Here is a 23,919-nt window from a genome sequence, read left to right as displayed (position 1 = left end):
GTGCGCGCCGCTCTCGGCCATGTGCGAGGAGGGTCAGCCGCCGAGTTCACGTGGTGCATGGCAGGTGGGTGGTGCGCAGGCTCGCGAGCCTGACGGCCTCTTTCCGCGGACATCGTCGATCGCACGTCCCGGCCGGTGCTCGGTGACGATGCGCGGGCGTTCTCCGCCCCGACCGGTGGCCTCATCTCAGATCTGTGCACGGTGTGGCCGAAGTGGCCTGAGCAGCCCCCGAGGTCTCCCAGCGCACCTGCGCGAACGTCGCGTCGAAGGTGCCCTTGGTGTAGACGAGGAACGGGATGTCGACGTTGGCCGGGTCAAGGCCCTTCCCCTCGGCGGCAAAACAAGCCAAGGGGATCCTGATGGTCGTCTTCTGCCCCAAGGGCACGTTTCGCAGCACGGAGGTCGCGGTCAGGGTCGCTGCGCACGGGTAGCTGCAGTGCATGGCGATGTCGACCTCGGCGGCGGGCGGTGTCACGACCACCACGTCGAAGGCGAGCGCACCCGACTCGAGGTAGGGGCGGGCGTCCTGCCGTCCCTGCGGATGCTGCAGGTAGAACTGCCCCGGTCCGTTGCCCGTCCAGACAACCCGGCGGCCGTCAGCTTTGCCGTTCACGTCGCCCGGCTGCACCGACAACGCGGGATGCGCGGCAGTTCCTCCGGGGCTGAGCGACGTGCCCGTCCAGTCGAGCTCGGATCCGATCATGCTATGGAACGGGGCGACGTCCTGACCGTCGCGGAGGGCGACGAGCCCCCAGGGATAGCTCTGGGGCGTGACTTCCACGTTGGTGCCCGACTCGCTTTGCTGCGCTGTTCTGCCGATCTGCGTGGTGCCACGCGGCTGAGCGTTCACCAGACCACTACTCATCGCCGCTGAGGTGACCACACCACCGAGCAGCAGCACAGCGGCGGCCACCGCGGCGATCGTCAGTCTCCGGCGTCCGATCGCGGTTCCCTTGCCCTGCTGCGGTGGCGTGTGGCGGTGACCCGCGGGCGGGAGGCCGGGCCTGAAAAGCATGGGCGTACTGATGCCCGAACTCGGTGTCGCCACGGGTGCGTGGTCCGGGATGCCGCCGAGTGGGGCGGGCGTGGCCACCGCAGCGCTGGCGGACATTGACGTCACGGGTGCTGGACGAGTGCGGATCTCCTGCGTGCGGGCGGCGGCTGCGGCGCGGGTATGAGTCGCTTGTGCGCGGACGATCGCCGCAGCACCCAAAGCCACCGTGAGCTTGGGATGCAGACTTACACGCACGGGTCTGCCGAACGTTTGCGACACGGTTTGCCCGATGAGGGGAATGCGGGACGAGCCTCCGGCGAGCAGGACACCGGCAAGTTCAGCCGGGCGCAGGCCGGCGGAGGCGATCGTGCGCAGCAGCGCGTCCGTGGTGACTTCGAGGTGCGGCTTGATCAGGTCGTTGAACTCAAGACGCGTCACGAGCACGTCGCGCGGGCCGTCCGGCAGTTCCAGGTGCACGACCGCGTCCGGCTCCGTGGACAGTTCTTCCTTGGCCTGCCGACACGCCTCCCGCACAGCGGCGAGCACAGGGGTGTGGTCCGGGTCGGCGGGGTCGAGCGCGGAGACCGCTCCATCGAGCCGATCATCGAGGTGAGCCAGGAGCGACTCGTCGAAGTCGATCCCTCCGAGATGCTCGATGCCTTCCGGCGTGCCGAGGATCTCCATCCCGTACTGCCGCGCCCGCAGGATGGTGGCGTCGAACGTGCCGCCCCCGAGGTCGTAGACGGCGACGATCTCGCCTTCGCCGAGCCTGCGCTCGACCGAGTAGTGCATCGCCGCGGCTTCGGGTTCGGTGACGATCTGCACATCGCGCACACCGGCGAGGCGGGGCACCTCCTCGAAGTGCTCGCGCCGGTAGGGACCCCACACAGCGGGACACGTCAGCACCACTGCGCCTGGAGGAGAGCCTTTGACCGCGTTCGCCGTGCTGATCACGTCGCGCAGCTGCGACGCCATCAACGACGCCGGTGACCGGACCACACCACCGAGTGGGCGTGGCGTCGGGTCGGCGAGCCGGCGCTTGTGGGCATGCGAAGCCCTCAACGGGTTCACGGTGGCCTCGCGTTCGGCTTCGTCTCCGGTGAGCAGCACGCCGTTCTCGGCGGCGTAGACCACCGACGACACCGTGACGTTGCGCCCGAGTGGAATGACACGTGTGCCCGTGGCGCCGGACGCCGCGGCAGCGGTGTACGTCGTGCCCAGGTCGACGCCCAATCCGTAGGCCATGGTCAATCTCCATGAGTCGGAACGTGTTGCACCAAAGTCCGATTCAAGTGCGTGACCGCCTCATGGGCGAGACAGCGCGTATGAAGGTGTCGAGAAGACGGCCTGTTCGTGCGGACTTGCACAGCGCTTCCCGGACAGCTGCCCTTTGGGAGAGACGGGCCGTCCCGGCCGCGCCTAAAATCGCCGCGCCTGACGCTCTTCGCGCCGCTGGTCCTCGTTTCGGTTCTGACGTTCGGTTCCTGCGCCGTGCTCCTCCTGGTCGCTGCCGGCCTCGGCGGTGCCGGTGCCGCGCCGGATCCCGCGAGGTGGACTCTCATCAGCGGCACCACGACCTGAGGATCGAGACGATGGTTCTGCCCGCAAGCGCTCGCCGCTGTTGGCAGAGCCCGTTTCACTTCGCACCTGATCTGGGCAGCCGTCTGGAATGCGCCACCGGAACAGCGGGAGTGGGTGATGGCAAAGCCGGTTGGCGTCCTTGAAGTGCGCAGAAGCCGTCAACCTCGGAGGACGATGTGAACGAATGATCACGGGATCGTCCAGTGCGGACGCTTGTGATTGTGAACGACAGCCGTATCCACAGGCACAACGGCGCCGGGATCGGATTCCGCTACTGGGCGAGCGCGATCCGGCTCTCGGGAGTACGGCTGATCGTCAGACTACTGGACTCCGCCAGCAGCACCGGTGACTACGCGCGCAGCGCCGACGTCTACGTGTCCTCCGACGCGGCCGGCTGGACGAAGGTAGCTTCGGTCAGGGCGAGCGGCCAACAGATCGAGCTGGCCTCCTTCCCGACGCAGACGGCTCGCTACCTCAAGGTCGTCAACACCGGCAGCTCCGGCAACTGGTGGTCGATCGCGGAAATCGGCGTATACCACAGGACAGATCCGGATCCAGACCCGGATCCGGGTGCTCCGCTGGTACGGGACAGCTGGTCGGCAACGGCATCCAATGAAAGCCCGTGGCCCAACGACGCACTCGGCCACATCCTCGACGGCGACACCAGCTCCCGGTACAGCTCCGGGACAGGCCAGTACGACGGCATGTGGATCCAGGTGGACATGGCTCTGCCGCAGACCTTCAGCAAGGTCGAGCTGGACTCCGGCAGCAGCAGGGATGACTACGCGCGCAACGCAGACATCTACGTTTCCTCGGATGGAACCAGCTGGACGAAAGTCGCGTCCGTCGTCGGCGACGGCCAACCGGTCCAGGGGGCGTCCTTCCCGGCGCAGACGGCCCGGTACATCAAGGTCGTCAACACCGGCAGCGCCGGCAACTGGTGGTCCATCGCAGAGTTCAACGTCTACCGGTAGCAACCCACACCGAACTCCGAGCCCGGATCAGCCTTCCTGCTGACCGGGCTCGGAGTCATTTTTCGGCCTGGCGCTGCAGCAACAGGCCGATCTCCTCGTGTTGGAGTTCGGCGTCGCCGGCGGTGTTCATCATCAGCTCGCGCGCCAGATCTTGGGCGCTCACCCCAAACCGCTTCCCGGTCTCCATGACCCGCTGCCGCGTCTGCGGGTTGATTCGCTCCGCGGAAGAGTGGTAGATCGCCGCAGGCCGGGTCTGATGGAAGATCAACTGAGGGGCGGCATCGACCTGGTGGCGGAGGTCGCCATCCGGTACCGGAAGCTCGTGGCGGCGGACATCGATGCGATCTTCTGCGACCACGGTTACGGCTTCGACCGCGTGGTTACGTCGGATTCGACCGAGTCGGATCTGGTCGAGCTGGCCGGCTGAAACGTCCAACCGGCTCACACCGCTCTCCTGATCCTGAACTGAAAGTAGGTGCGGCTGCTTCATCCACTGGGTCAACGCCCCGCACGCCCTGCTTGCTCGAGGCCATTCTGTCCGGCAGACGCGGTGCCCGGCCTTGGCTTGGGGTGGTGGCCTGCAGTGCAGTTCAGTGCCGCGAAACTGTGCGTCCTGAACGTGTCGCTCCAGTCAGTGGGCAGGACTCTGGATCTGCTTGATGCAGCGGCAATTTCGCCGTGCGAGGCTGGATGCTGTGAGCGCTTGGGTGGTGGCGAAGAGGTCACCAGTGGCGCAGCGGGTGGCCAGGTTGCTGACCTGCGAATTCAAGAATCTCGGTGACAAGGCGACACGCGGATTCTGCCAGTTGGCGGAGGCGTTCTGCTCCCAGTTCGCTCCCACGTAAGGCAAAGGGTCTGTCGATGATCCTCATCGACAGACCCTTTGACCTGGTGAAACATACTGTGGGCGATACTGGGATCGAACCAGTGACCTCTTCGGTGTGAACGAAGCGCTCTCCCGCTGAGCTAAACGCCCGTGTTCTGTTGTCTTGCTGTCCCGCTCTCGCGGTGTGGCCATAGCTTACAACATCATCAACGAGAACCAAAAATCGGGCTCTGCAACCAGCTCCAGTCGATGCCGAACCAGCCGCCGACCAGCGCGAACGCGTTCAGTAGGTACAGGGTTGCCAGCACGATGGCGCAGACGCCGGCCATCACGAGGGCGCGGACCCAGACGGGCTGGCGCTTGAGCCACTCGACCCAGCGGTCGTAGTAGCGCTTGGCGAACTTCAGGACTCGGCCCGCCCACTCGAACTCCGTGGCGAGGATGGCGAGGCCCGCGAAGACCACCAGCCAGCCCGGGCCGGGGTACGGGATCATGATGATGCCCGTGATCAGCACCAGGCTGCCGATCACGCCGACGCCGATGCGGTAGGCCAGGTTCAGCGCCGGGTTGCGGTGGAACCAGTGGCGCCAGCCCTTGTGTTCGTCGGGCTTCACGTCGGGCTTGGTCATGTGTCGATCATCCTGGTGGGACTCAGGCGGGTGCAACCTGGCCTCCTGCCAGCACCTCCGAGGGCTTCGGTGGGGCTTGGCGGCCCGGTTCGAGCGACACCGCGAACGTCGTGTGCTTGTGCGCGTCGGCCGACCAGGTCAGGAGTTGCGGGTCGGTCGAGCCTGCGCGCACGTCGAACACCGCCAACGGTACCGGCGCTTTCGTACTTGCACCCCAAACCACGTAAACGTGACTCGCGTCGTTGGGCTTGAGGTTCATCGGCATCACCGCGCCGGCGGTGGGGCTCGACAGGACGACGGCCACCTCGTCGCCGGAGCCGGTGCGCAGGACCGCCCTGTTCGTCGCGGGGTCGGCGGCGAGTGAGAGGGCCCTGTTCAGCTGGTCGGAGCGCGACTGGGCGGCAGTCACCTCGGTGGACAGCTGGTTCACGCGCAGGCCCAGGTAGCCGCCGCCTGCCAGGACTGCGGCTGCTGCTGCCGCGGCCAGCAGGACGCGGCCGGTGCGGCGGCGGTGTTGCGGGCGCAGCGGGGTCGGGGCCGCGTGGCGCGGGCCGTGCGGGGTGGGCACGTCCTGCGGGATGTGTTCGATCTGTTCCATCAGCTTCGCGCGCAGGCGGGGTGGTGGCTGCTCCTGGCGGACGGCGCCGCCGATGCCCGCGAGGACCTCCTGCGTCGACCGCACCGTGCGCTGGCACGTGGGGCAGGTCGGCAGGTGGTCGCGGACCACCGCTTCCTCGTCCGGCTCCAAGGAGTGCATCGCCCAGCCGACGGCGAGCTCCTCGTGAGGGCACAACTCGCCGTTCACCGGTTTGCTCCTGTCGTCTCGCCGGTCTCGCCGGCCCACAAGTTCCCCAACGTGCCTCTGAGACGTCTGATCGCCGCGAACGTGCGCGATTTCACAGTCCCCAGTGGCACGCCTGTCAGCTTCGCCACCTCGCACTGCGTGTAGCCGCCCAGATAGGCCAGTGCGATGACTTGGCGCTGCTCTTCCGGCAGCGTGCGCAGAGCCGCTCTGACCTCGGCGCTCACCACGCTCACCAACGCTTCGTGGTCGGAGCCCTCGGCCGGTGGCGAGACGTCGTCGGTGAGGGGAACAGTTCGACGACGCTGCGTGTTCTCCTTGCGTACGGCATCCACCGCGCGGTGGTGAACGAGGGTCATCAACCAGGTGCCGAAACTTCCGCGCGTGGGGTCGAACCTGGCGGGGTGCCGCCAGAGTGCGAGGAAGGCCTCCTGGACGACGTCCTCGGCCAGTTCCGGGTCCACGCAGATGCGTCTGGCCAGCGAATATGCTGGCGTGCCGTACCTGTCGTACAGCTCACCGAACGCCGACCGATCGCCCTGTGCAAGCCTTTGCACGAGCTCGAAATCGGACGGCCGGCCGTCGCGTGACGCGGCGGATGGGCCGGGCGAGTCAGCCACCAGAGATGTCCTCACGTCCAACATTCGCGCAACAGCCGGTACCGGGTTCAGGTTAGACCCAGCAAGATGGGACTGGCTTAACGCGGGCTGACGAGCGAGGAGGACACGGAGCGCGTGCAGACGGTCGCCGTGCGCAGTCAAGCTGACCCGATGGGGTGATCTGCGTCCGATCGGCGAGCGTTCCTCGCCACATGCACGTCACAACTAAGGTGCTCGGTCGTTTCCATGACCGGGAAGGGAGAAGAGGGTAACGACGATGCGCAACGACCACGTGACGCTCCGCTCGACAGCGGTCTTCGACCTGCTGGCGCCGAGGACCCCCGCGGTCCCGGTCCAGGTGGAGCTTCGATACGACACGAAGGACCCGTACGCGGTCGTGGCCGCGTTCCGCACCGGCCGTGCCGGTTGGGTCGAGTGGGTTTTCGCCCGCGATCTGCTCGCCGACGGCCTGATCGCCGACGCCGGTGACGGCGACGTCCGGATCCGCCCCGCCGCCGACGACCCCGAGGTCGTCGTGATCGAGCTGAGCTCGCCGTCCGGCCACGCCATGTTCGAGGCGTCCGCCCAGGAACTCGCCGACTTCCTCGACCGGACCTACGACGTCGTCGTGCCGGGCAACGAGCACCTGTGGGTCAACGTCGATGAGGCGCTCACGCACCTCATCTCGAACGACCTGAGCTGAATAATCCGAGGTAGGGGGCCCGTGAACGCGGTGCGGGTACCCCCGGTGAAACCCGGTTGAACCCCTCGTATAAGGTTTGTTTCAACATCACGAAGTCAGTGATGAACGCGGATGTAGCGCAGTTGGTAGCGCATCACCTTGCCAAGGTGAGGGTCGCGAGTTCGAGTCTCGTCATCCGCTCTGTGAGTCCCCTGTGGGCATCTACTGAGGACTCATGCTCCTGGCGGAGTGGCCGAGTGGCTTAGGCAAGGGCCTGCAAAGCCCTGTACACGGGTTCGATTCCCGTCTCCGCCTCGGACGATTAGCTCAGCGGGAGAGCACTACCTTGACACGGTAGGGGTCACTGGTTCAATCCCAGTATCGTCCATGAGGATCACAGTGGGGCCAGGTGCACAACGCGCCTGGCCCCACTGCCGTTCCAGGGCCTTGCCGGCGGTCTCACCAGGCTCAAGATCAGCCGATTTGGAAGTTCCGGGGCCCGTCGGATAAAGTTCCTCTCGCACCACGGGAAACCGAGGGGCAACGCGGATGTAGCGCAGTTGGTAGCGCATCACCTTGCCAAGGTGAGGGTCGCGAGTTCGAGTCTCGTCATCCGCTCGGACGATTAGCTCAGCGGGAGAGCACTACCTTGACACGGTAGGGGTCACTGGTTCAATCCCAGTATCGTCCACTCGCCTGCAGAAGCCCTCGATCGAACCTGATCGAGGGCTTCTTGCTGTTCGCGGCCGACAGGTATCGCCCAGTTTTTGTCCAATTTTTGGTCGCAAGGGCCAAAAATGCCCACTTTTTTGTCTTTTATCGACCGGGGTCGCACCTCTACCGTTGTGCGCTGTGTCCGGCTATGAGTTCGATTTCTTCATCAGCTACAGCCGTCAGGGCAGTGTGCAGAAATGGCTGCTGAACCACTTTTACAACAAACTCGTCGAGTGCCTTGCCGACGAGTGTGCGCCCGCGCCCAAGGTGTACATGGACCGTCACATGCCGCGCGCCGTGGAGTGGTCGCACAACCTGGCGACCTCGCTGCGCCACAGCAAGATCATGATCCAGGTGATGACGCCGCACTACTTCAGGTCCGGCTGGTGCATGTCGGAGCTGGACAGTATGCGGGCACGGGAGAAGATGCTCGGGCTTGCCAGTACCGAGGTCTCCCAGGGGCTGATCTACCCCATCCTCTACTCCGACTCGGAGAACTTCCCGATCACAGAGCGGATGCGAAAATGGCACGACTTCAAGGAGTACGCGCATCCTGACCCGGTTTATCAGCAGACGGTCGACTACATCCACTTCCACAAAGAAGTGAAGAAGCTGGCGGGTGATCTCGTCGAGCTGATGGAGCAAGCTCCCGATTGGCAGCCGAACTGGCCGATTGTCGAACGCCCCGACCCGATCGTCACCCCGCGCACACCCTTACCGAGGTTCAAGCGATGTCCGGAACCGTGATCACGTTCTACTCCTACAAAGGCGGCGTCGGGCGCAGCTTCACCCTGGCCAACACGGCGGTGCTGCTCGCGCGCTGGGGTTACCGGGTGCTCGCGGTGGACTGGGACCTGGAAGCGCCCGGCCTTCATCTCTACTTCCGGCCGCACCTTTCCCAGATGCCGCCGAGTGGTGTGATCGATCTCGCACACGAGTTCATCCAGAAAGTGGAAATGCCGAGCTCGCACACCGTTCGAGTCAACGTCGAGGGCGGAGTGCTCGACCTGATCGCCGCGGGAAAAGTCGTCGACCACCGGATGGACGCCTCCTACGCGCCCCGGATGCAGGGCATCGACTGGGAGGACCTGTACGAGGACGGGTTCGCCGAGTTCCTGGAGGAACGCCGAGACGAGTGGATCGCCAAGTACGACTTCGTGCTGATCGACAGCCGTACCGGCGTCTCGGACATCGCGAGCATCTGCACCGCACAGCTGCCGGACCGGCTGGTGGTGGTGTTCACCGCCAACGACCAGAACCTCAACGACGTGGTGGACATCGCCCGTCTCGCGGACAGCGCGCGGGACCGGCTGCCCTACGACCGGCCACGCCACCAGGTGATGCCCGTGCTGTCCAGGCTGGACGGCACGGTCGAGTACAAACGGGCCGCGGAGTGGCAGAAGAAGTCCGCGAAGGTCGTCGCCCCGCTCTTCCGCAACTGGTTGGTCAAGAGCGTGCAACCCGACCTGATGCTGCGACATCTCACGGTGCCGTACGTCTCCTACTGGAGTTTCGGCGAACTGCTGCCCGTGCTGGAGGAGCAGTCCCCGTCACCGAACCAGATCTCGTTCGCGCTGGAGACGGTTGCCTCGGTGATCGCGCAGGAGTTCGACCGGACCGATCTGCTGGCGGACAACCGCGACGCCTACGTGGCCGCCGCGCGCTCGCGGCGGCGGAAGTTCGACCTGGACCTGATGGTGTCCAGTCCGAGGACGTTGTGGCGCACGAGCACCGAGCTGATCACCGAGCTGCGTCTGCTCGGGGTGAAGGTGGACAGGTCGGTCTCCGGTGATCCGGGGATTCTCGACCAGCCGGGGGACCCCGCGCAGCATCTCTGTCTCGTCATCGACGGCGGGTTGAGCCGGTGGCAGCTCACGGAGGCGGAACGGTTCGCACGTCGTGCGCTCGGGCCGGACGGTGCGCAGCGGCAGATGTTCTGCCTGGTTGCCCGCGGCACGAACCGCGACCTGCTGCCGGGGTTCCTGCGCAACCTCCAGCACCTGGAGTTCGACCAGTCGCTGCGGCCGGTGCGGGTGGCCAGGAAGCTGTACGACCTGATCAGCGCGACCCCGGCGCCGGAGACCGAGCCGGACCACGAGGCGTTGAGGGACGCCGAGGCGGCGCTGCGCGAGGTGCCGGCACAGGTGCCTTATCCCGCAAGGATCGCGCTCGTCGAGGAAGCGGTGCAGGGACTCGCCGGTGCGCTCGAAGACGGCGACATGGACCTGTTGCGCGACCGGTCGGCCGACCTGCTGCTGTTGAGCAAACCGCACCGCAACGGGACCGGGGTGGCGGTGCCCGAGCAGGTGCGCACCGAGGTGAGCGCACTGCTCGCCCGGATCGAGCGACGAATCAACGCGTTCACGGACTGAAAGGCGGCGTGATGCCGGAGAAGTACGCGACCAGCGCCAAGTCGGCACTGATGGTCATGATGCTGGCCAACCGGGAGGTGCCGAACACGGAGCTGAAGGAGACCTACAAGATCACGCTGCTGCCGAAGGACCGCGACGTGCTGAACCGCGACAAGCTCCTGGAGACGCTGAAGGAGGGGCGGCGGTTCATCCACCGGATCACCGACCGCGGCATCGATTGGTGCATGACCCACCTCGTCGAGAGCGAGCTGCCTCCTCGGGTCGGGCCGCAGGCGCGGGTGAACCAGGAGCTGTTGCGGCGCATGGTTCCGTTCCTGCGCGACCGCGGGCTGCTCGCCGAGGCGATCCGGTCGCGCGGGCTGGAGGAGCTGATCCGGCAGGTCTACCTGGAGCTGGGCGACGGCTACCAGGACTGGGTGCGGCTGGCGAAGATCCGGCCGCGGCTCGACGGCGCTGATCGCGAGGAGGTTGACGAAACCCTGCTGAAGATGGTCAAGGCCGGCACCACCCACCTGGTTCCCGACTCGAACCGCAAGGTGCTGACCGAGGCCGACCACGCGGCGGCGATCCGGATCGGCGGCGAGGACAAGCACCTCATGGCGATCGAGGAATCATGACCGAGCAACTGCGCGAGGCGCTCGCGGTCGTCCGCTTCAACTCGGCCGAGACCCCCGACGACGTGTGGCACGCCTCGCCCTTCCACATCGAGGGTCTGCACACCAGGGCTGAGCACCGCCTCCGTGCGGGCATCGCCGACGCCAGGGCCAGCGTCGGGCCGAGCATCGGTGGCCTGGTGCTGCAGGGGGAGAAGGGCGTCGGCAAGACGCACCTGCTGGGTTCGGTGCGCCGGATGGTCCAGGGGCAGGGCGGCTACTTCTTCCTCGTCGAGGTCACGTCGGGCAAGGCGTTCTGGGACGACGTCGCCGACGCCATGCGCAGTGAGCTGCGCCGGGCCAACGACGAGGGCGACATCCAGCTCACGGTGTTGCTGCGGCAGCTGTGCCTGGGCGCCGACGTGCCCGCGGAGGTCGCGCGGGCGGTGGCGGGCGAGGCGCCGCTGACGCCCGAGCACCTGCGGACGTTCCTCAGTGGACTGCGCACGGTGGACAGCCGGATCGCCGTGGAGTGCGGTGACACGATCCGCGCGCTCGTGCTGTACGCCTCGGAGCACTCGGACGTCGGCAGGTCCTACCTGAAGGGCGTGGACGAGTCGAGTGAGGAACGCAGGCGCTGGGGCCTGCCCGCCGAGTCGAACCCGTCCAGGACGCTCGTGCGGGACATCTCCCGCGTCCTCGCCATGACCGGTCCGTGCGTCATCGCCGTCGACCAGCTGGACACGCTGGTCAACAAGGGACAGGACGTGACCGGCGAGGTGGTGACGAACCCCGAGCTGGTGCAGGAGATCGCCGACATCTCGGACGGTCTGATGCAGCTGCGCGAGACGACGCGGCGGACGATCACCGTGGTCGCGTGCCTGCCCAACACGTGGAGGATGCTGAAGTCGATCGCGAGCGACACCGTGGAGGACCGGTTCACCACGACGCCGATCCTGGCCTCCATCGGCGATCCGGAGATCGGCAGGAAGCTCGTCGAGAAGTGGCTCGGTGTGATGTACCAGCGCAACGGGATCGTGCCGCCGCACTCGACGTGGCCGGTCGCGCCGAGTGCGTTCGACCCGGCGAACTGGTCTGCCCGCACGCCGCGCCAGCTGCTCAAGCGGGTGCACCAGCACGCTGAAGCGTGTTTGTACGGCGAGATCGGGGAGCTGGGCTCGTTCGACGAGCCGCAGCCGGTCGAGGTGGTGACGACGCCGGTTCCCGCCGGGCCGGAACCGGACTACATGGCCGAGTTCGACGCCAGGTTCGCGCACCTGAAGCAGACCGCCGAGATCACGGCCGCGGAGATCAGGCCGCACAACGAGGACGAGGTGCTGCCCGCGTTGCTGCTGGCCGGGTTGAAGTCGTGGATCACCGAGGTCGGCAACGACGACCTGAAGTGGCACCCGGAGCCGCATTCGGAGGACATGCGGCTGCACGCCGGCTTGCGGCTCACGGTCAACGAGGAGCTGGACACCCAGGAGCGCTGGGGACTGCGGTTCATCGCGAGCAGTCACGGCAACCGGGTGCTGCGCAAGTTGCGCGACGCCCGTGCCGCGGCCGAGGGGTCTCGCGGTGGCCGCGGCCGGCATCTGATCATCATCCGCAACGGCGCCAAGGGCTGGACCGGTGCGGTGACCCAGCGGCTCGTCGCCGAGCTGGAGAGCGCGGGCGGGCGGTGCGTCGACATCACGGACGACGACCTGCGAACGTTCAGCGCGCTCAAGGAGATCTGCGCGGTGCAGACGCATCAGCTGCTTTCCTGGCTGGTGGCGCGCAAACCCGCCAGCAGCACCACGTTCCTGCGGTCGGTGCTGCCCGACCAGGAGCGGACCGCGGCGAGTCACCAGGAGACGCGTCCGCCGCCGGAGTCGCAGCCTGAGCGCGCCGGCGAGATCGTGCTCGGGATGGACGGGGAGATCCGGATCGAGCTGGAGTCGTTGCGCAAGCACGCGATCGTGTTCGCGGGGTCCGGCAGCGGGAAGACGGTGCTGTTGCGCCGGATCGTCGAAGAGTGTGCGCTGCAAGGGGTTTCGGCCATCGTGCTGGACCCCAACAACGACCTGGCGCGGTTGGGTGACGCCTGGCCCGAGGTGCCGGGGGAGTGGCGGCCGGGGGACGAGGTGAAGGCCGCCGAGTACCTCGCGGGGACCGAGGTCGTCGTGTGGACGCCGGGGCGGGCGAGTGGGCGGCCGTTGAGTTTTCATCCGCTGCCGGACTTCGCCGAGGTGCGTGGGGACGAGGACGAGTTCGCTGCCGCGGTGGAGGCCGCGGTGGCGCGGTTGGTGCCGCACGCGCGGATTGCGAGCGGGACGAAGTTCGCGGTCAGGGCGCGGGCGGTGCTCAAGGAGGCGCTCAAGCGGTATGCGCTCGGGGATCGGCGTGACCTCAACGGGTTCGTGGAGCTGCTGGCCGAGTTGCCGGACGGGGTCAGCAAGCTGCAGTCGGCGGCGGCGACGGCGGCTGATCTCGCGGAGACGTTGCGGGCCGCGATGGTCAACGACCCGTTGCTCGGTGGGCAAGGGGAACCGAGCGATCCCGGGATGTTGCTGACGCCGTCGCCGGGCAAGCGGGCGCGGGTGTCGGTCATCAGTTTCGTCGGGTTGCCGTCGGACGAGCAGCGGCAGGGGTTCATCAGCCAGTTGCAGCTGGAGGTGTTCGCCTGGATCAAGCGGAACCCGGCGGTGGATCGGCTGCTCGGCGGGCTGATGGTGATGGACGAGGCGCAGACGATCGCGCCGTCGGGTGGGGCCACGGCCAGCACCCAGACGACGATTCTGCTGGCGTCGCAGGCTCGCAAGTACGGGTTGGGGTTGTTGCTGGCCACGCAGGCGCCCAAGGGTGTGCACAACCAGGTGACCGGCAACGCCACGACGCAGTTCTTCGGGCGGCTCAACAGTCCGGCGCAGATCGCCGCGGCCGTGGACATGGCTCGGGCCAAGGGGAGTTCGATCGCGGACATCTCGCGGTTGGAGCGCGGGCGGTTCTACGTCACCGGGGACACGTTCGGGTTCCGGCGGATGCGGGCGCCGCTGTGCCTGAGCCACCATCCGCCGAGTCCGTTGCGGCTGGAGGAAGTGATCGAGCGGGCTCGGCAGCAGTGACGACAAGGGCGGTGTCCCCGAGGGGGCACCGCCCTTTCGCATGTCAGCGCAGCATGTCCTCGATGCGTTGGCACAGCGTGGGGAACAGCTCCGCGGTGCCGCCGAGGACGACGAAGTTCACGGTCCCGTCGCCCTCGACCTGCAGGGCGTAGACCGTGTCGCCCGACCGTTCGACGCGCACGGCGACCGTGGTGTCGCCCAGGTGCACGGTGCCGGACAGGCCGCGCTTGGTGAGCTCGGGCGACGCGGCGGCGAACTGTTCGGCCAGTGCTCGCAGCAGCGGGGTCTCCGGTTGCGCGGCGGTGGGCGCGGGTGCCACCACGGCGGCGACCGACACCCGGTCCCTGCCCGCCGTTTCCGCCGCCTCGACCCTGCTCACCAGGGCGTCCACCAGTCCCTCGTCGGCACGCAGGTAGGTGACGTGCGGCGGTGACGGGACCTCGCCGGTCAGGACCGGCAGCACGTGCTCGTCACCGTTCTGCGCCAACAGTTCGTCCACAGTGGACACGAACGGGACGAGGAAGCGCACCTGAGCCTCCGGCAGGTCGGTGCCCTCCAGCACGGTCAGGCCGCGCTGCCGGCACGCCTCGGCCACCTCGCCGGCCACCGCGCGCTCCTCCTCGGCGAACGACACGGCGATGTCGTAGGTCGCGGACTCGATCACTCGAAACCTCCTCCTCGAAGACCGGCCGGTGGCCGGTCGCGCGGGCAGCATCCACGTCGGGTGTTGACCAGAAGTGGATGAGGAGTGGACGCGTTGACCACCTCGGTGGGCAACGGGAAACACCTGGTTAGGCCGTTTTCGCAGATGAATCCTCGAAGTAGCCCGCAGCACGGCGGGCGGAATTCCGAAATCAGTCTCGATTTCCTTCGGAGGATTCGCCATGTCCAAAATCGTGTCCACTTTCGTGGCCGGCCTCGGCACGCTGGTGACCGCGCTCGCCGTCGCCGCTTCCGTTTCCGGTGGTGTCGCGGCCAACGCGGACGACGCGCCGCCACCTCCCACGACCACCACCGAAACCCCGGACGGCGGCGGCAACCCGTGGTACGGCTGAGTTAGTGCAATTCGCCCCGGTCATTCGGGAGAAAGGCCGGGGCGATTGCGGTCAGCGGGTCGGGGATGGTGTACTCGGAGCACGCCGGAGCGGGAGGCAGTCGTGGCCGGAACTTTTGGTGAGCTGCTGCGCGAACACCGCATTGCCGCGGGGTTGTCGATGGGGCAGCTGGCAAAGCTGATCCATTACAGCAAGGGTTATCTCAGCAAGATCGAGAACGACGTCAAACCGCCGACGCCGACGGTGGCGCGCCTCTGCGACGGCGTGCTGGACGTCGGTGGCCTGCTGATCGAGGCCGCGGCGCTCACCTCTCCCGCGCTCGGCCGAGGTCAGGTGCTGCTCACCGGAACCGCGCTCGGTTCCGGTGAGTTCGCCGGTGGACCGCGGCCGGTGCCGGACGAGCAGGTGATCGCCGGGATGCGCACCTCGTTCGAACAGCTGCGGGGACTGGGCCTGCACACCAGCCCGATGGTCGTCCTCGAACCGCTGAAAGCCTTGCAGCACACGGTGCACGGGCTCGCTCGCGAGAACACCGGACCGGTGGGGACGACGTTGCTTCGGCTCGCCGCGCGCATCGCCGAGTACACCGGCTGGATGAGTCAGGAGGCCGGGGACGAGCAGGGCGCGCTGTGGTGGACGCGGCACGCGTCGGAACTGTCCCGCGCCGCAGGGGATCCGGACATCGCGAGCTACGCGTTCGTGCGGGAGTCCGGGCTCGCGCTCTACCGGCAGGACGCGGCCGCGACGATCAACCTGGCCCAGCAGGCGCAGTGGATCGGCCGGGCCGGTGCACGCGTTCTGGCGCTGGCCGCACGACGGGAGGCGCAGGGCCACGCGCTCGCGGGAGACCGGTACGCCGCCGAGATCGCGTTCGACCGCGCCAGGACGCTGCTGACCGCCGCCCAGCCCGACAGCCCGTACCCGGCGTTGGGTCCCAGCACGCCCGAGCCGCTGGAATTGGCCAGGGGATGGGCCTTGTGCGATCTCGGGCTCAACACTGAGGCCGTAACGGTGCTGGACCGCCAGCTCGCGCGAGTGCCGGTCACCTCACGACGTACCAGGGCGCGCTACGGCACGCGAAGAGCGCTGGCCCACGCGTTGTCGGGCGAGGTCGACGAGAGCTGCCGGACGTTCGCCGCCATGATCGACGACGTGGCGCACGTCGACTCGGCGACCATCAGGACGGATCTGCGGCAGCTGGCCAAGACCCTGGGCAGGTGGCACAACCACGGCGCGGTCCGGGAGATCTCCCCTGACCTGAAACGACTTCTGGGTCACCGCTGACCGCACGCGCAGGTCAGCTCCGCTCGTTCGGCCCGAACCTCCTCCGCCTCGCGCTGGTCGAGCTGCGCCGACAACGCCTCGGCCGCGTTCCAGTGCGGTACGGCCTCGGAATGCCGGCGCAGGGCGTGCAACACCCGTGCGACGCCGATTTCGCCGCGGGCCTGGTGCATGCGGTTGCCCGAGGCCACGTCGAGCAGTGACCGGTAGTGCCGCAGGGCCGCGGTCAGGTCGCCACCGTCGCGAGCGGTGGCGGCACGGTCGTAGAACAGCCTCGCGCGCAGGTCCGCGTCGGCCACGTCGGCGGCGGCAGCGGCGGCCAGCTCGTGGTGGTGCAGGGCTTCGCCCAGGCGGCCGGCGAGCCGGTGGGCGTCGGCGATGTTGGTCAGCGCGTACGCGGCCACGCAGGCGTCCCCGAGCTCGACCGCGATCTCGTGCGCCTCCAGGTGGTCGGGAATGGCCTCGTCCAGGAACCCGAGGTGCTGCCGGTTCGCGCCGAGGTTGTTCAACGCGTGCGCCAGACCCTGCTGGTGGCCGATCTTGCGCAGGATCTCCACCGCGGCCTCGTTCTGCCGCAACGCGACCTCGTACCGGCGGTGCTGCTCGTTGAGATAACCGAGCATGCTCAACGCGTGCGCGCGGCCGCGCAGATCTCCGCACTGCTCGTACTTCGCCAGCGCGGCCTCGAAGTGCCGCATGGCCTCGTCGTGGTCGCCGAGCGACATCGACGACATCGCGAGCATGCACAAAGCCGCGGCCTCACCCGCCACGTTGCCGAGACGGGACCACCTGCTCAGCGCCTGCTCGGCGAACCCGTGCGCCTCGGTGTGGCGGCCCAGCCGGTTGACGGAGGCGGACAGGTGCAGCAGCACGTGCGCCTGGCCGTTGTCGTCCTCCGCGTGCACGGACTCGACGGCCTCGATCCAGTCCTGGAACCGGTTCGCGGTGTTGAAGTGCCGCCAGATCAGCGCCGCCAGCCGCCACGCGTGGTCGGGTCCGGCGTGCCGGATCGCGGCCATCAGGTTGTCGCGCTCGGCGTTGATCCACGCCAACGCCTTGTCCTCGCTGGAGAACGTGAGGCCCAGCGGGCTCTCGCGGTCCACCGAGGGCTGGATGGTCCGGTCGAACGGGTAGGCGGCCCGCACGGCGTTCGCGAGCGTGACGAGGTAGAAGTCCAGCAGCCGCACCAAAGCGTCCGCCGGTGCGTGTTCCAGTGCCGCGAACTCCTTGACGGAGTCGAGCATCTGGTAGCGGTCGGGCGCGATCTCCTCCAGCAGGCAGACCTCGTGCAGGTCGTCCAGCAGCTTGCGGGTGTCGGCGACGTCGCGACCTGCGAGTGCAGCCGCGCCGACGAGATCGACGTGAGGGCCGGGCAGGTGCCCGAACAGCCGGAAGACCTCCTGCTGCCGTTCGTCGAGCAGCCGGTAGGAGGCGTGCACGGCGGCGGCACCGTCTTGCCGCCACGGCACGTTCTCGTCCATCAGGTCGAGCAGGTGCTTCAACGACCACTTGTCGTGCCTGCGCAAGGCCGCCGCTGCGATCGTGATCGGCATCGGCAGGTACCCGCAGCGCTTCACCAGTCCCGCCACGTCCGCCGGCCTGCCGCCCCGGACCGGGTCGGTGAGCCTGCGGAACAACGCCGTGGCGTCGCTCGGCGGCAGCGGGCCCAGCCGCACGTGCTCGCTGATGTCCGGCTCGCCCATCCGCCTGCTCGTCACGACGGCGAAGCAGTCGCGCGCTTCGGGCAACAGCGGCCGGATCTGGTCGGGTGAGACGGCGTTGTCCAGCACCACCAGGGTTTTCGTGCCGTACAGCTGGGACTGGTAGACCGTCACCTTGCGCCCCACGGTGTCCGGGATCTGTTCGGCCGGCACGCCCAGCTCGGTGAGCAGCTGCGTCAGCGCGTCCGACACGGACATCGGTGCCACGTTCGGTGTGAACCCGTTGAGGCGCAGCAGGATCTGGCCGTCCGGGAAGCGGTGGCGCAGGCGGTGCGCGGCCTCGACGGCCAGGCCGGTCTTGCCGACGCCGGGCGCGCCGCTGATCCACACCGCGCGGCGTTCGCCGGTGCCCGCCGCGGCGGCCTCGATCTTCTCCAGCTCGCCGGTCCGGCCGGTGAAGCCGCCCGGACGGGACGGCAGCGAGCTGACCGGCTCGCCCCGCCGCGCGCGTTCCGCGAGGTTGCGCAGCACGGTGCCGGGTTCGAGGCCGAGCTCGGCGAGTGCGGTGGTCGCGCCGTCGAAGATCTTCAGGGCGCCGACCCGGTCACCACCCGCGATCAGCGCCCTCATCAGGAGCTCCGCGTACTTCTGGTGGTCGGGCGCGGTGCGGACGGCGCGTCGCATCCGGTCCCTGGCCGACCGGTGGTCACCGACGGCCAGCTCCAGCTCGGCCAGGTCACCGAGTGCGTCGTGGTAGCTCTCGTCCGGCAGGATCACCTCGGCGCCGCCGACCCGGTCGATGTCGATGTCCTCCAGGAACCGGCCGCGCCACAACGCCACCGCCGTCCGCAACAGGTCGATGGCTCCGCGCTGGTCGTTGTCCCGCAACGCCTGGGCGGCTTCCTCGCGCAACCGGTCGAACCGCACGGTGTCGATCTGGTTCTCGTCGACGCGCAGCACGTACCCGGTGGGAGTCGTGTCGATCAACGCGTCGGTGGCCTCGAACGCCGATCGGATCCTCTTGATGTAGCTGCGCACCAGCGTCTTGCGCTCCGGCTGGTCGGGCCACACGATCTCGGTGATCCGTTCGGGTGACACGGGTTTGTTCGCGTGTAAGAGAAGCACGACGAGAATGAAGCGTTGCTGCTGGTCGCCCAAGGAAACCGAGGTGTGCTCGTGCCACGCCTCCAGCGGACCCAGCATTCGGAACTCCACGCCGTCCTCCTCGGTGTTCGAGCTTCTGTCTGGGAGGAATGTCGCGCAAGGGCCCTTTGGCGTGTCAGCGAATCAGCTTTTTGTCCACGATCGATCAACACGATTCGGTAACCGTTCTCCTTGTCACGTGTCGTGGTGAGGGGGAAACGGATGGTGCGCGAAGTGTTGCCCTGCTACGTGGTCTGCGACGTATCGCTCTCGATGGCCAACCACATCGACGAGGTCAACGCCGGAATGCGCGAGTTCCGCGGTGCGGTGCACGCCGATCGGCGGGCCGCCGTGCAGATTCGGCTCTGCGTGGTGGTTTTCGCGGAAAGCCCGCTGGTGGTGCAGCCGCTGCGGGCCGCGATCGACCCGCCGGAAACTATTACACCGCGTCAGGAATCAGGTTCCGACTTCGGCTCCGCATTCACTCTTCTGCGCGTCACCATCGAACGTGACGTGCGAAGCCTGAAAGCGCAGCGGATCCGGGTGCGCCGGCCGGTGCTGTTCTTCATCTCCGACGGCAGGGCGACCGATCCCGCGTGGCCCGCGGCGTTGGCGCAGCTCACCGCCACGGCGTCGGGCCCGGAGATGATCGCGTTCGGGCTCGGTGCCGTCGATCCGGCGACGCTGGACCGCATCGGCACCACGCGCGTCTTCCTCGGTCGTGACGGCGTCCGGGTCGGCATCGCGCTCGTCTCGTCGGTGGCCCGGACGACCCTGCGTCCGGACCACGTGTGACCGATCCACGGCGTGTCCACTTCTCGTCCACATGCCCGACGCAACCTGCCTCCGCCGCACGTGAGCACGCAAGGGGAGGAGAGCGGAGATGACGACGACGCACGCCAGACTGGTCCACGAGCTGAAGACCCTCCGGAAGGGAAGGGGTGTGCACGGACGGATCGTGGGCCGCGTTGGACCGGACCTGGCCGCCGCGTGCGGGATCACCAGGGCCGACGGCCAGTCCGCCGCGAGGCAGAAGCTGGTCACGAGGCTGACCGAGCTGGTCGAGCAGCTCCCCGACGACCTGCAGCTCGCGGCACGGGCGGCGTTCGGCCTGATCCCCGACGTCCGCCACCCGCTCTACCAGGAACGGGTGAACTGGGTGGCCGCCGAGATCGACCGCGACTCCCGCACCGTGCGCCGCCGCGTCGACGAGGCCGTCGACCAGCTGGCCGAACTGGCCGCCACGACCACGCGCCGTGCCACCGGCGGGTGGCACACCGCCGAGCTGTCCGTGGCCGTGGCGCTCGACCAGGGGCAGCCCGAGGTGCTGGAGCGCTACCAGGTCGTGGTCGACCAGGACGGCGTCGACCAGCTGGAGTTCGCCGCCGTGTTCCCCGTGCGCAGGCGCGACGTGGACGTGCACCTGCTCTACGGCGGCACGCTGCGGGACCGCTCCGCCACGCACGACCGCCCCGGCTTCACCCTGCTGCCCGCCGAGCCGCTGGCGCGCGGCGAGACCCACGACTTCGCGATCCGGTACCGGCTGCTGAGCCGTGACGTCATGCACCCGTGCGTGCTGCACGTGCCCGAACGGCCGTGCGAGGTGTTCGACCTGCGCGTGCGGTTCGAGCACGACCGCAAACGGTTGGTGCGGACGTTCGACGGGGTGCTGCAGCGGGCCGGCGCCGAGCCGAGCGGGAGCCAGCACACCCCTGACCGGGCCGGGGAGATCCACCTGCGGTTCCGGCGGCTGCTGCCGGGACTGCTGTACGGCGCCCGGTGGGGCGGGTCGGCGGTGTGCTCGGCGCGGCGTGCTTCCTGAGCGGGCGCGGTGGCCAGTTGAGACGGCTGGTCGAGGAAACCGGGCTGGTCGCTTCGGGCGGAGCGCAACCGGGACTTCGTCCACAAGCGACGGCACCTGACCACCGCACTCGTCCACGCGGACCCGGCGACCGGGCTCACCGGACGCCACCTGGACGAAGCTCGGAAAGCATTCAGTCGCAACCCGTAGGCACCCGAGAATTCACCGTAGGAGTCGAGAAGGTCTCAACCGGCGCGGCTGGCTTGACAACGAAAGCATCCCGCGCGAATCCTCCGCCTGTGCTGAAGCGAGGGAACGTCACCACGAAACTGATTGGTGTCGGCGCGTTGGTGCTGGCGGTGGCCGCCTGTGGCGCCCCGCCCGCCAAGGAGACGCAGACCACAGCCGCCGGGACCGCCAAGTCGGCGAGTGACCTCGGTGGCATGGACAAGCTGGTCGAGGCCGCCAAGAAGGAGGGGAAGCTCAACGTCATCGCGCTGCCCCCGGACTGGGCGAACTACGGTGAGATCATCAAGGCCTTCGAGGCCAAGTACGGCATCAAGGTCGACTCCGCGCAGCCGGACGCGTCCAGCCAGGAAGAGATCAACGCCGCCAAGCAGCTCAAGGGCAACGACCGCGCGCCCGACGTGTTCGACCTCGGTCTGAACGTGGCACTGGCGAACAAGGACCTGTTCGCGCCGTACAAGGTCAGCACCTGGGACGACATCGCCAAGGAGCTCAAGGACGCGGACGGCGCGTACTACGGCGACTACGGCGGCTTCATGTCGATCGGCTACGACGCCGCCAAGGTACCGGCGCCGACGAGCGTGAAGGACCTGCTCAAGCCCGAGTACAAGGGCAAGGTCGCGCTCAACGGCGACCCGACGCAGGCCGGTGCCGCGTTCAACGGTGTGGTCATGGCGTCGCTGGGCAACGGTGGTTCCGCCGACGACATCGCGCCCGGTGTCGAGTTCTTCAAGCAGCTCAAGCAGGCCGGCAACTTCCAGCCGGTCGACCCCTCGCCCGCGACGATCGAGTCCGGCCAGACGCCGGTCGTGATCGACTGGGACTACACCAACGCCGCCCAGACCGAGAAGCTCAAGGGCAAGATGGACTGGAAGGTCGTCGTCCCGGCGGAGGCCCAGCTCGGCGCCTACTACAACCAGGCGATCAGCAAGGACGCGCCGCACCCCGCGGCAGCGCGCCTGTGGCAGGAGTTCCTCTACTCCGACGAGGGCCAGAACCTCTACCTGAAGGGCATGTCCCGCCCGGTCCGCCTGGACAAGATGGGTGACAAGGCGGACAAGGCCGCGAAGGACAAGCTGCCCAAGACCGACGGCAAGCAGGTGTTCCAGACGCAGGCCCAGGCCGACAAGGCCAAGGCCGTCCTCACCGCGACCTGGGCGCAGGCCATCGGATGACCTCAGTCGCTCCCGTAGCGACGACGCCCGGCGGTTCCACTCCGAGCAGGAGTGGGGCCGCCGGTCGGCCATCTGCGGCCGCTTGGCTCGTCGCGGTGCCGTTCCTCGCGTTCGTCGGCATCTTTCTCGTCTACCCCACGATCCTGGTGCTGTTCGGTGCTTTCCAGGACTCGAACGGTGGCCTGACGCTCGACAACCTCACTACCCTGTTCACGGGTGTCGTCTTCGACGCGTTCGTGCGCAGCATCGAGCTGTCCGCGCTCACCGCGGTCATCGGCGCGGTCTTCGGCGCGCTGCTCACGTGGGCCGTCGCGGTCGGCAACCACGAGGGCATGCTGCGGCGCGTGGTCGTCGCGGCGTCCGGTGTGCTCGCCCAGTTCGGTGGTGTGCCGCTGGCGTTCGCGTTCCTCGCGACGATCGGCTTCGAGGGTCTGGTCACGAAGTTCCTGCGCGACAACGTCGGCATCGACATCTTCGCCGGCAGCGCGTGGCTGTTCGACCTGCCCGGCCTGACGCTCGTCTACACGTTCTTCCAGATCCCGTTGATGGTCATCGTGTTCCTGCCCGCGCTGGACGGTCTCCGTCCACAGTGGCGGGAAGCGAACGCGAGCCTCGGCGGCACCAGCTGGACGTACTGGCGGCACGTCGGCGGCCCGATCCTCACGCCGCCGTTCCTCGGCGCGCTGTTGCTGTTGTTCGCCAACGCCTTCAGCGCCTACGCCACGGCCGCCGCGCTCGTCTCGCAGGGCAGCCCGATCGTGCCGTTGCAGATCCGCGGCTTCCTCACCGGCGAGGTCGTGCTCGGCCAGGAGAACCTCGGCAAGGCGCTCGGCCTGGGCATGGTGATCGTCGTCAGCATCGCGATGGGCGTGAACGTGCTGCTGCAGCGGAGGGTGGCCAAGTGGGTTCGCTAGTCAAGCAGCGCGTTCTGCGCACCGTCGTCCTGCTGGTGCTGGGCATCTACTTCATCCTGCCGCTGATCGCGATGGCGGAGTTCTCGACGCGGGGCAAGGGCGGTAGCCGCAGCCTGGAGTCGTGGACGTCCATCGTCGACGACGAAGGGCTGATGGAAGCGCTCGTCAACTCGCTGCTGCTGTCGGTCACGTCAGCGGTGCTGATGCTGGTGCTGCTCGTGCCGACGATGGCGTGGATCCGGTTGCGGCTCCCGCAGCTGCAGCGGCTGGTGGAGTTCCTCTGCCTGCTGCCGTTGGCGATTCCCGCGATCGTGCTGGTGGTCGGCATGGCGCCGCTGTATGCGTGGGTGAACTACTTCCTCGGCGACTCGCCACTGACGCTGACGTTCGCCTACACGGTCCTGGTGCTGCCGTTCGCGTACCGCGCGATCGACGCCGGACTCGCCGCGATCGACCTGAAGACGCTGTCCGAAGCCGCGCGCAGCCTCGGCGCGTCGTGGTTCACGGTGCTGTGGAAGGTCGTCGTACCGAACATCCGCGTGGCACTCATCGGCGCTTCGCTGTTGAGCGTTGCATTGGTGCTCGGCGAGTTCACCATCGCGTCGCTGCTCAACTTCGACACGCTGCAGGTGCAGGTCAACCTGCTCGGCAAGCGCAACGCGGGCGTGTCCATCGCGGTGTCGCTGCTGAGCCTGCTCTTCGCGTTCGTCCTTCTGTTCGCACTTTCCTACGTCGGCCAACGGCGCCGTCAGACCGTGGTCGAGGAGTGA

At 67.8% G+C, this 23,919-nt stretch carries 20 protein-coding genes and 6 tRNA genes; 18 read left to right on the top strand and 8 right to left on the bottom strand.

Annotation, left to right across the window (positions count from 1 at the left end):
- Positions 1 to 181 precede the first annotated feature (181 nt).
- Positions 182 to 2,239: an Hsp70 family protein gene (locus ABZV40_RS32340; RefSeq protein WP_355450051.1), complete on the bottom strand. Its 2,058-nt coding sequence runs from the start codon at positions 2,237 to 2,239 to the stop codon at positions 182 to 184.
- A 539-nt stretch (positions 2,240 to 2,778) separates the two neighbouring features.
- Here ABZV40_RS32340 and ABZV40_RS32335 point away from each other — a divergent pair.
- The gene (locus ABZV40_RS32335) at positions 2,779 to 3,549 is read left to right on the top strand and encodes a discoidin domain-containing protein (protein ID WP_355450048.1); all 771 of its coding nucleotides are present in this window, start codon (positions 2,779 to 2,781) and stop codon (positions 3,547 to 3,549) included.
- Between the two features lie 55 nt (positions 3,550 to 3,604).
- Here ABZV40_RS32335 and ABZV40_RS32330 read toward each other — a convergent pair whose 3' ends face one another.
- The 5 genes from ABZV40_RS32330 to ABZV40_RS32310 form a co-directional block, all read right to left on the bottom strand.
- Entirely contained in the window at positions 3,605 to 3,994 is a 390-nt protein-coding gene (locus ABZV40_RS32330) for a hypothetical protein (RefSeq protein ID WP_355450045.1), read from the bottom strand.
- 459 nt (positions 3,995 to 4,453) lie between these two features.
- A tRNA-Val gene (locus ABZV40_RS32325) sits at positions 4,454 to 4,525 on the bottom strand.
- A 56-nt stretch (positions 4,526 to 4,581) separates the two neighbouring features.
- Entirely contained in the window at positions 4,582 to 5,004 is a 423-nt protein-coding gene (locus ABZV40_RS32320) for a TIGR02611 family protein (RefSeq protein WP_355450042.1), read from the bottom strand.
- 22 nt (positions 5,005 to 5,026) lie between these two features.
- Positions 5,027 to 5,809, bottom strand: coding sequence for an anti-sigma factor (locus tag ABZV40_RS32315; RefSeq protein ID WP_355450040.1), 783 nt, complete (start codon positions 5,807 to 5,809; stop codon positions 5,027 to 5,029).
- Positions 5,806 to 6,426, bottom strand: a complete 621-nt coding sequence (locus ABZV40_RS32310; protein WP_355450037.1) for a sigma-70 family RNA polymerase sigma factor — start codon at positions 6,424 to 6,426, stop codon at positions 5,806 to 5,808. The genes ABZV40_RS32315 and ABZV40_RS32310 overlap by 4 nt, the downstream gene beginning before the upstream one ends.
- Positions 6,427 to 6,682: 256 nt before the next feature.
- On the opposite strand from ABZV40_RS32310, the gene ABZV40_RS32305 reads away from it, so the two are divergent.
- The 10 genes from ABZV40_RS32305 to ABZV40_RS32260 all read left to right on the top strand — a co-directional run bounded on the left by ABZV40_RS32305 (position 6,683) and on the right by ABZV40_RS32260 (position 13,873).
- Positions 6,683 to 7,108, top strand: coding sequence for an SsgA family sporulation/cell division regulator (locus ABZV40_RS32305; RefSeq protein WP_030466274.1), 426 nt, complete (start codon positions 6,683 to 6,685; stop codon positions 7,106 to 7,108).
- Between the two features lie 107 nt (positions 7,109 to 7,215).
- A tRNA-Gly gene (locus ABZV40_RS32300) sits at positions 7,216 to 7,288 on the top strand.
- Between the two features lie 42 nt (positions 7,289 to 7,330).
- A tRNA-Cys gene (locus ABZV40_RS32295) sits at positions 7,331 to 7,402 on the top strand.
- A 1-nt stretch (position 7,403) separates the two neighbouring features.
- Positions 7,404 to 7,475, top strand: a tRNA-Val gene (locus ABZV40_RS32290).
- Positions 7,476 to 7,632: 157 nt separating this feature from the next.
- Positions 7,633 to 7,705: transfer RNA gene (locus tag ABZV40_RS32285), tRNA-Gly, on the top strand.
- A 1-nt stretch (position 7,706) separates the two neighbouring features.
- Positions 7,707 to 7,778, top strand: a tRNA-Val gene (locus ABZV40_RS32280).
- Between the two features lie 161 nt (positions 7,779 to 7,939).
- On the top strand, positions 7,940 to 8,548 hold the full coding sequence (locus ABZV40_RS32275) for a TIR domain-containing protein (RefSeq protein ID WP_355450033.1): 609 nt from the start codon (positions 7,940 to 7,942) through the stop codon (positions 8,546 to 8,548).
- Positions 8,533 to 10,173: an ATP/GTP-binding protein gene (locus tag ABZV40_RS32270; RefSeq protein WP_355450030.1), complete on the top strand. Its 1,641-nt coding sequence runs from the start codon at positions 8,533 to 8,535 to the stop codon at positions 10,171 to 10,173. The genes ABZV40_RS32275 and ABZV40_RS32270 overlap by 16 nt, the downstream gene beginning before the upstream one ends.
- An 11-nt stretch (positions 10,174 to 10,184) precedes the next feature.
- Positions 10,185 to 10,790, top strand: a complete 606-nt coding sequence (locus ABZV40_RS32265) for a hypothetical protein (protein ID WP_355450027.1) — start codon at positions 10,185 to 10,187, stop codon at positions 10,788 to 10,790.
- Positions 10,787 to 13,873, top strand: coding sequence for a DUF87 domain-containing protein (locus ABZV40_RS32260; protein WP_355450024.1), 3,087 nt, complete (start codon positions 10,787 to 10,789; stop codon positions 13,871 to 13,873). The genes ABZV40_RS32265 and ABZV40_RS32260 overlap by 4 nt, the downstream gene beginning before the upstream one ends.
- 43 nt (positions 13,874 to 13,916) lie before the next feature.
- Here ABZV40_RS32260 and ABZV40_RS32255 read toward each other — a convergent pair whose 3' ends face one another.
- A complete protein-coding gene (locus tag ABZV40_RS32255) occupies positions 13,917 to 14,537 on the bottom strand; it encodes a hypothetical protein (protein WP_355450021.1) in 621 nt (206 codons plus the stop codon).
- Positions 14,538 to 14,757: 220 nt separating this feature from the next.
- Here ABZV40_RS32255 and ABZV40_RS32250 point away from each other — a divergent pair, with 220 nt between their 5' ends.
- Together ABZV40_RS32250 and ABZV40_RS32245 are read left to right on the top strand one after the other, a co-directional pair.
- Positions 14,758 to 14,928 carry a hypothetical protein gene (locus tag ABZV40_RS32250; RefSeq protein ID WP_355450019.1) on the top strand — a complete coding sequence of 57 codons (171 nt, stop codon included), beginning with the start codon at positions 14,758 to 14,760 and terminating at the stop codon, positions 14,926 to 14,928.
- Between the two features lie 102 nt (positions 14,929 to 15,030).
- Positions 15,031 to 16,212 carry a helix-turn-helix transcriptional regulator gene (locus ABZV40_RS32245; protein WP_355450016.1) on the top strand — a complete coding sequence of 394 codons (1,182 nt, stop codon included), beginning with the start codon at positions 15,031 to 15,033 and terminating at the stop codon, positions 16,210 to 16,212.
- Here the strand turns inward: ABZV40_RS32245 and ABZV40_RS32240 are convergent.
- Entirely contained in the window at positions 16,203 to 19,085 is a 2,883-nt protein-coding gene (locus ABZV40_RS32240; RefSeq protein WP_355450013.1) for a BTAD domain-containing putative transcriptional regulator, read from the bottom strand. The genes ABZV40_RS32245 and ABZV40_RS32240 overlap by 10 nt on opposite strands.
- 150 nt (positions 19,086 to 19,235) lie before the next feature.
- Between ABZV40_RS32240 and ABZV40_RS32235 the strand changes: the two genes are divergently transcribed.
- The 5 genes from ABZV40_RS32235 (at position 19,236) to ABZV40_RS32215 (ending at position 23,919) form a co-directional block, all read left to right on the top strand.
- Positions 19,236 to 19,808, top strand: a complete 573-nt coding sequence (locus ABZV40_RS32235; protein WP_355450010.1) for a hypothetical protein — start codon at positions 19,236 to 19,238, stop codon at positions 19,806 to 19,808.
- An 88-nt stretch (positions 19,809 to 19,896) separates the two neighbouring features.
- Positions 19,897 to 20,835, top strand: a complete 939-nt coding sequence (locus tag ABZV40_RS32230; protein WP_355450007.1) for a hypothetical protein — start codon at positions 19,897 to 19,899, stop codon at positions 20,833 to 20,835.
- Positions 20,836 to 21,113: 278 nt separating this feature from the next.
- Entirely contained in the window at positions 21,114 to 22,235 is a 1,122-nt protein-coding gene (locus ABZV40_RS32225; protein WP_355450005.1) for an extracellular solute-binding protein, read from the top strand.
- Between the two features lie 95 nt (positions 22,236 to 22,330).
- A complete protein-coding gene (locus ABZV40_RS32220; RefSeq protein WP_355450002.1) occupies positions 22,331 to 23,149 on the top strand; it encodes an ABC transporter permease in 819 nt (272 codons plus the stop codon).
- Positions 23,137 to 23,919, top strand: a complete 783-nt coding sequence (locus tag ABZV40_RS32215; protein WP_355449999.1) for an ABC transporter permease subunit — start codon at positions 23,137 to 23,139, stop codon at positions 23,917 to 23,919. The genes ABZV40_RS32220 and ABZV40_RS32215 overlap by 13 nt, the downstream gene beginning before the upstream one ends.

Origin of the sequence: Lentzea sp. NPDC004782 (genome assembly GCF_040609115.1) — a bacterium.
Classification (GTDB): domain Bacteria; phylum Actinomycetota; class Actinomycetes; order Mycobacteriales; family Pseudonocardiaceae; genus Lentzea.
The sequence above is the reverse complement of the archived record's forward strand: the minus strand, read 5'-3'. Positions and strand labels throughout refer to the sequence as shown.

Coding starts and splice junctions, on each gene's coding strand:
- ABZV40_RS32305 (WP_030466274.1), top strand. CDS start 6,683: ATGCGCAACGACCACGTGACGCTCCGCTCGACAGCGGTCTTCGACCTG.
- ABZV40_RS32230 (WP_355450007.1), top strand. CDS start 19,897: ATGACGACGACGCACGCCAGACTGGTCCACGAGCTGAAGACCCTCCGG.
- ABZV40_RS32270 (WP_355450030.1), top strand. CDS start 8,533: ATGTCCGGAACCGTGATCACGTTCTACTCCTACAAAGGCGGCGTCGGG.
- ABZV40_RS32340 (WP_355450051.1), bottom strand. CDS start 2,239: ATGGCCTACGGATTGGGCGTCGACCTGGGCACGACGTACACCGCTGCC.
- ABZV40_RS32235 (WP_355450010.1), top strand. CDS start 19,236: ATGGTGCGCGAAGTGTTGCCCTGCTACGTGGTCTGCGACGTATCGCTC.
- ABZV40_RS32260 (WP_355450024.1), top strand. CDS start 10,787: ATGACCGAGCAACTGCGCGAGGCGCTCGCGGTCGTCCGCTTCAACTCG.
- ABZV40_RS32320 (WP_355450042.1), bottom strand. CDS start 5,004: ATGACCAAGCCCGACGTGAAGCCCGACGAACACAAGGGCTGGCGCCAC.
- ABZV40_RS32250 (WP_355450019.1), top strand. CDS start 14,758: ATGTCCAAAATCGTGTCCACTTTCGTGGCCGGCCTCGGCACGCTGGTG.
- ABZV40_RS32265 (WP_355450027.1), top strand. CDS start 10,185: ATGCCGGAGAAGTACGCGACCAGCGCCAAGTCGGCACTGATGGTCATG.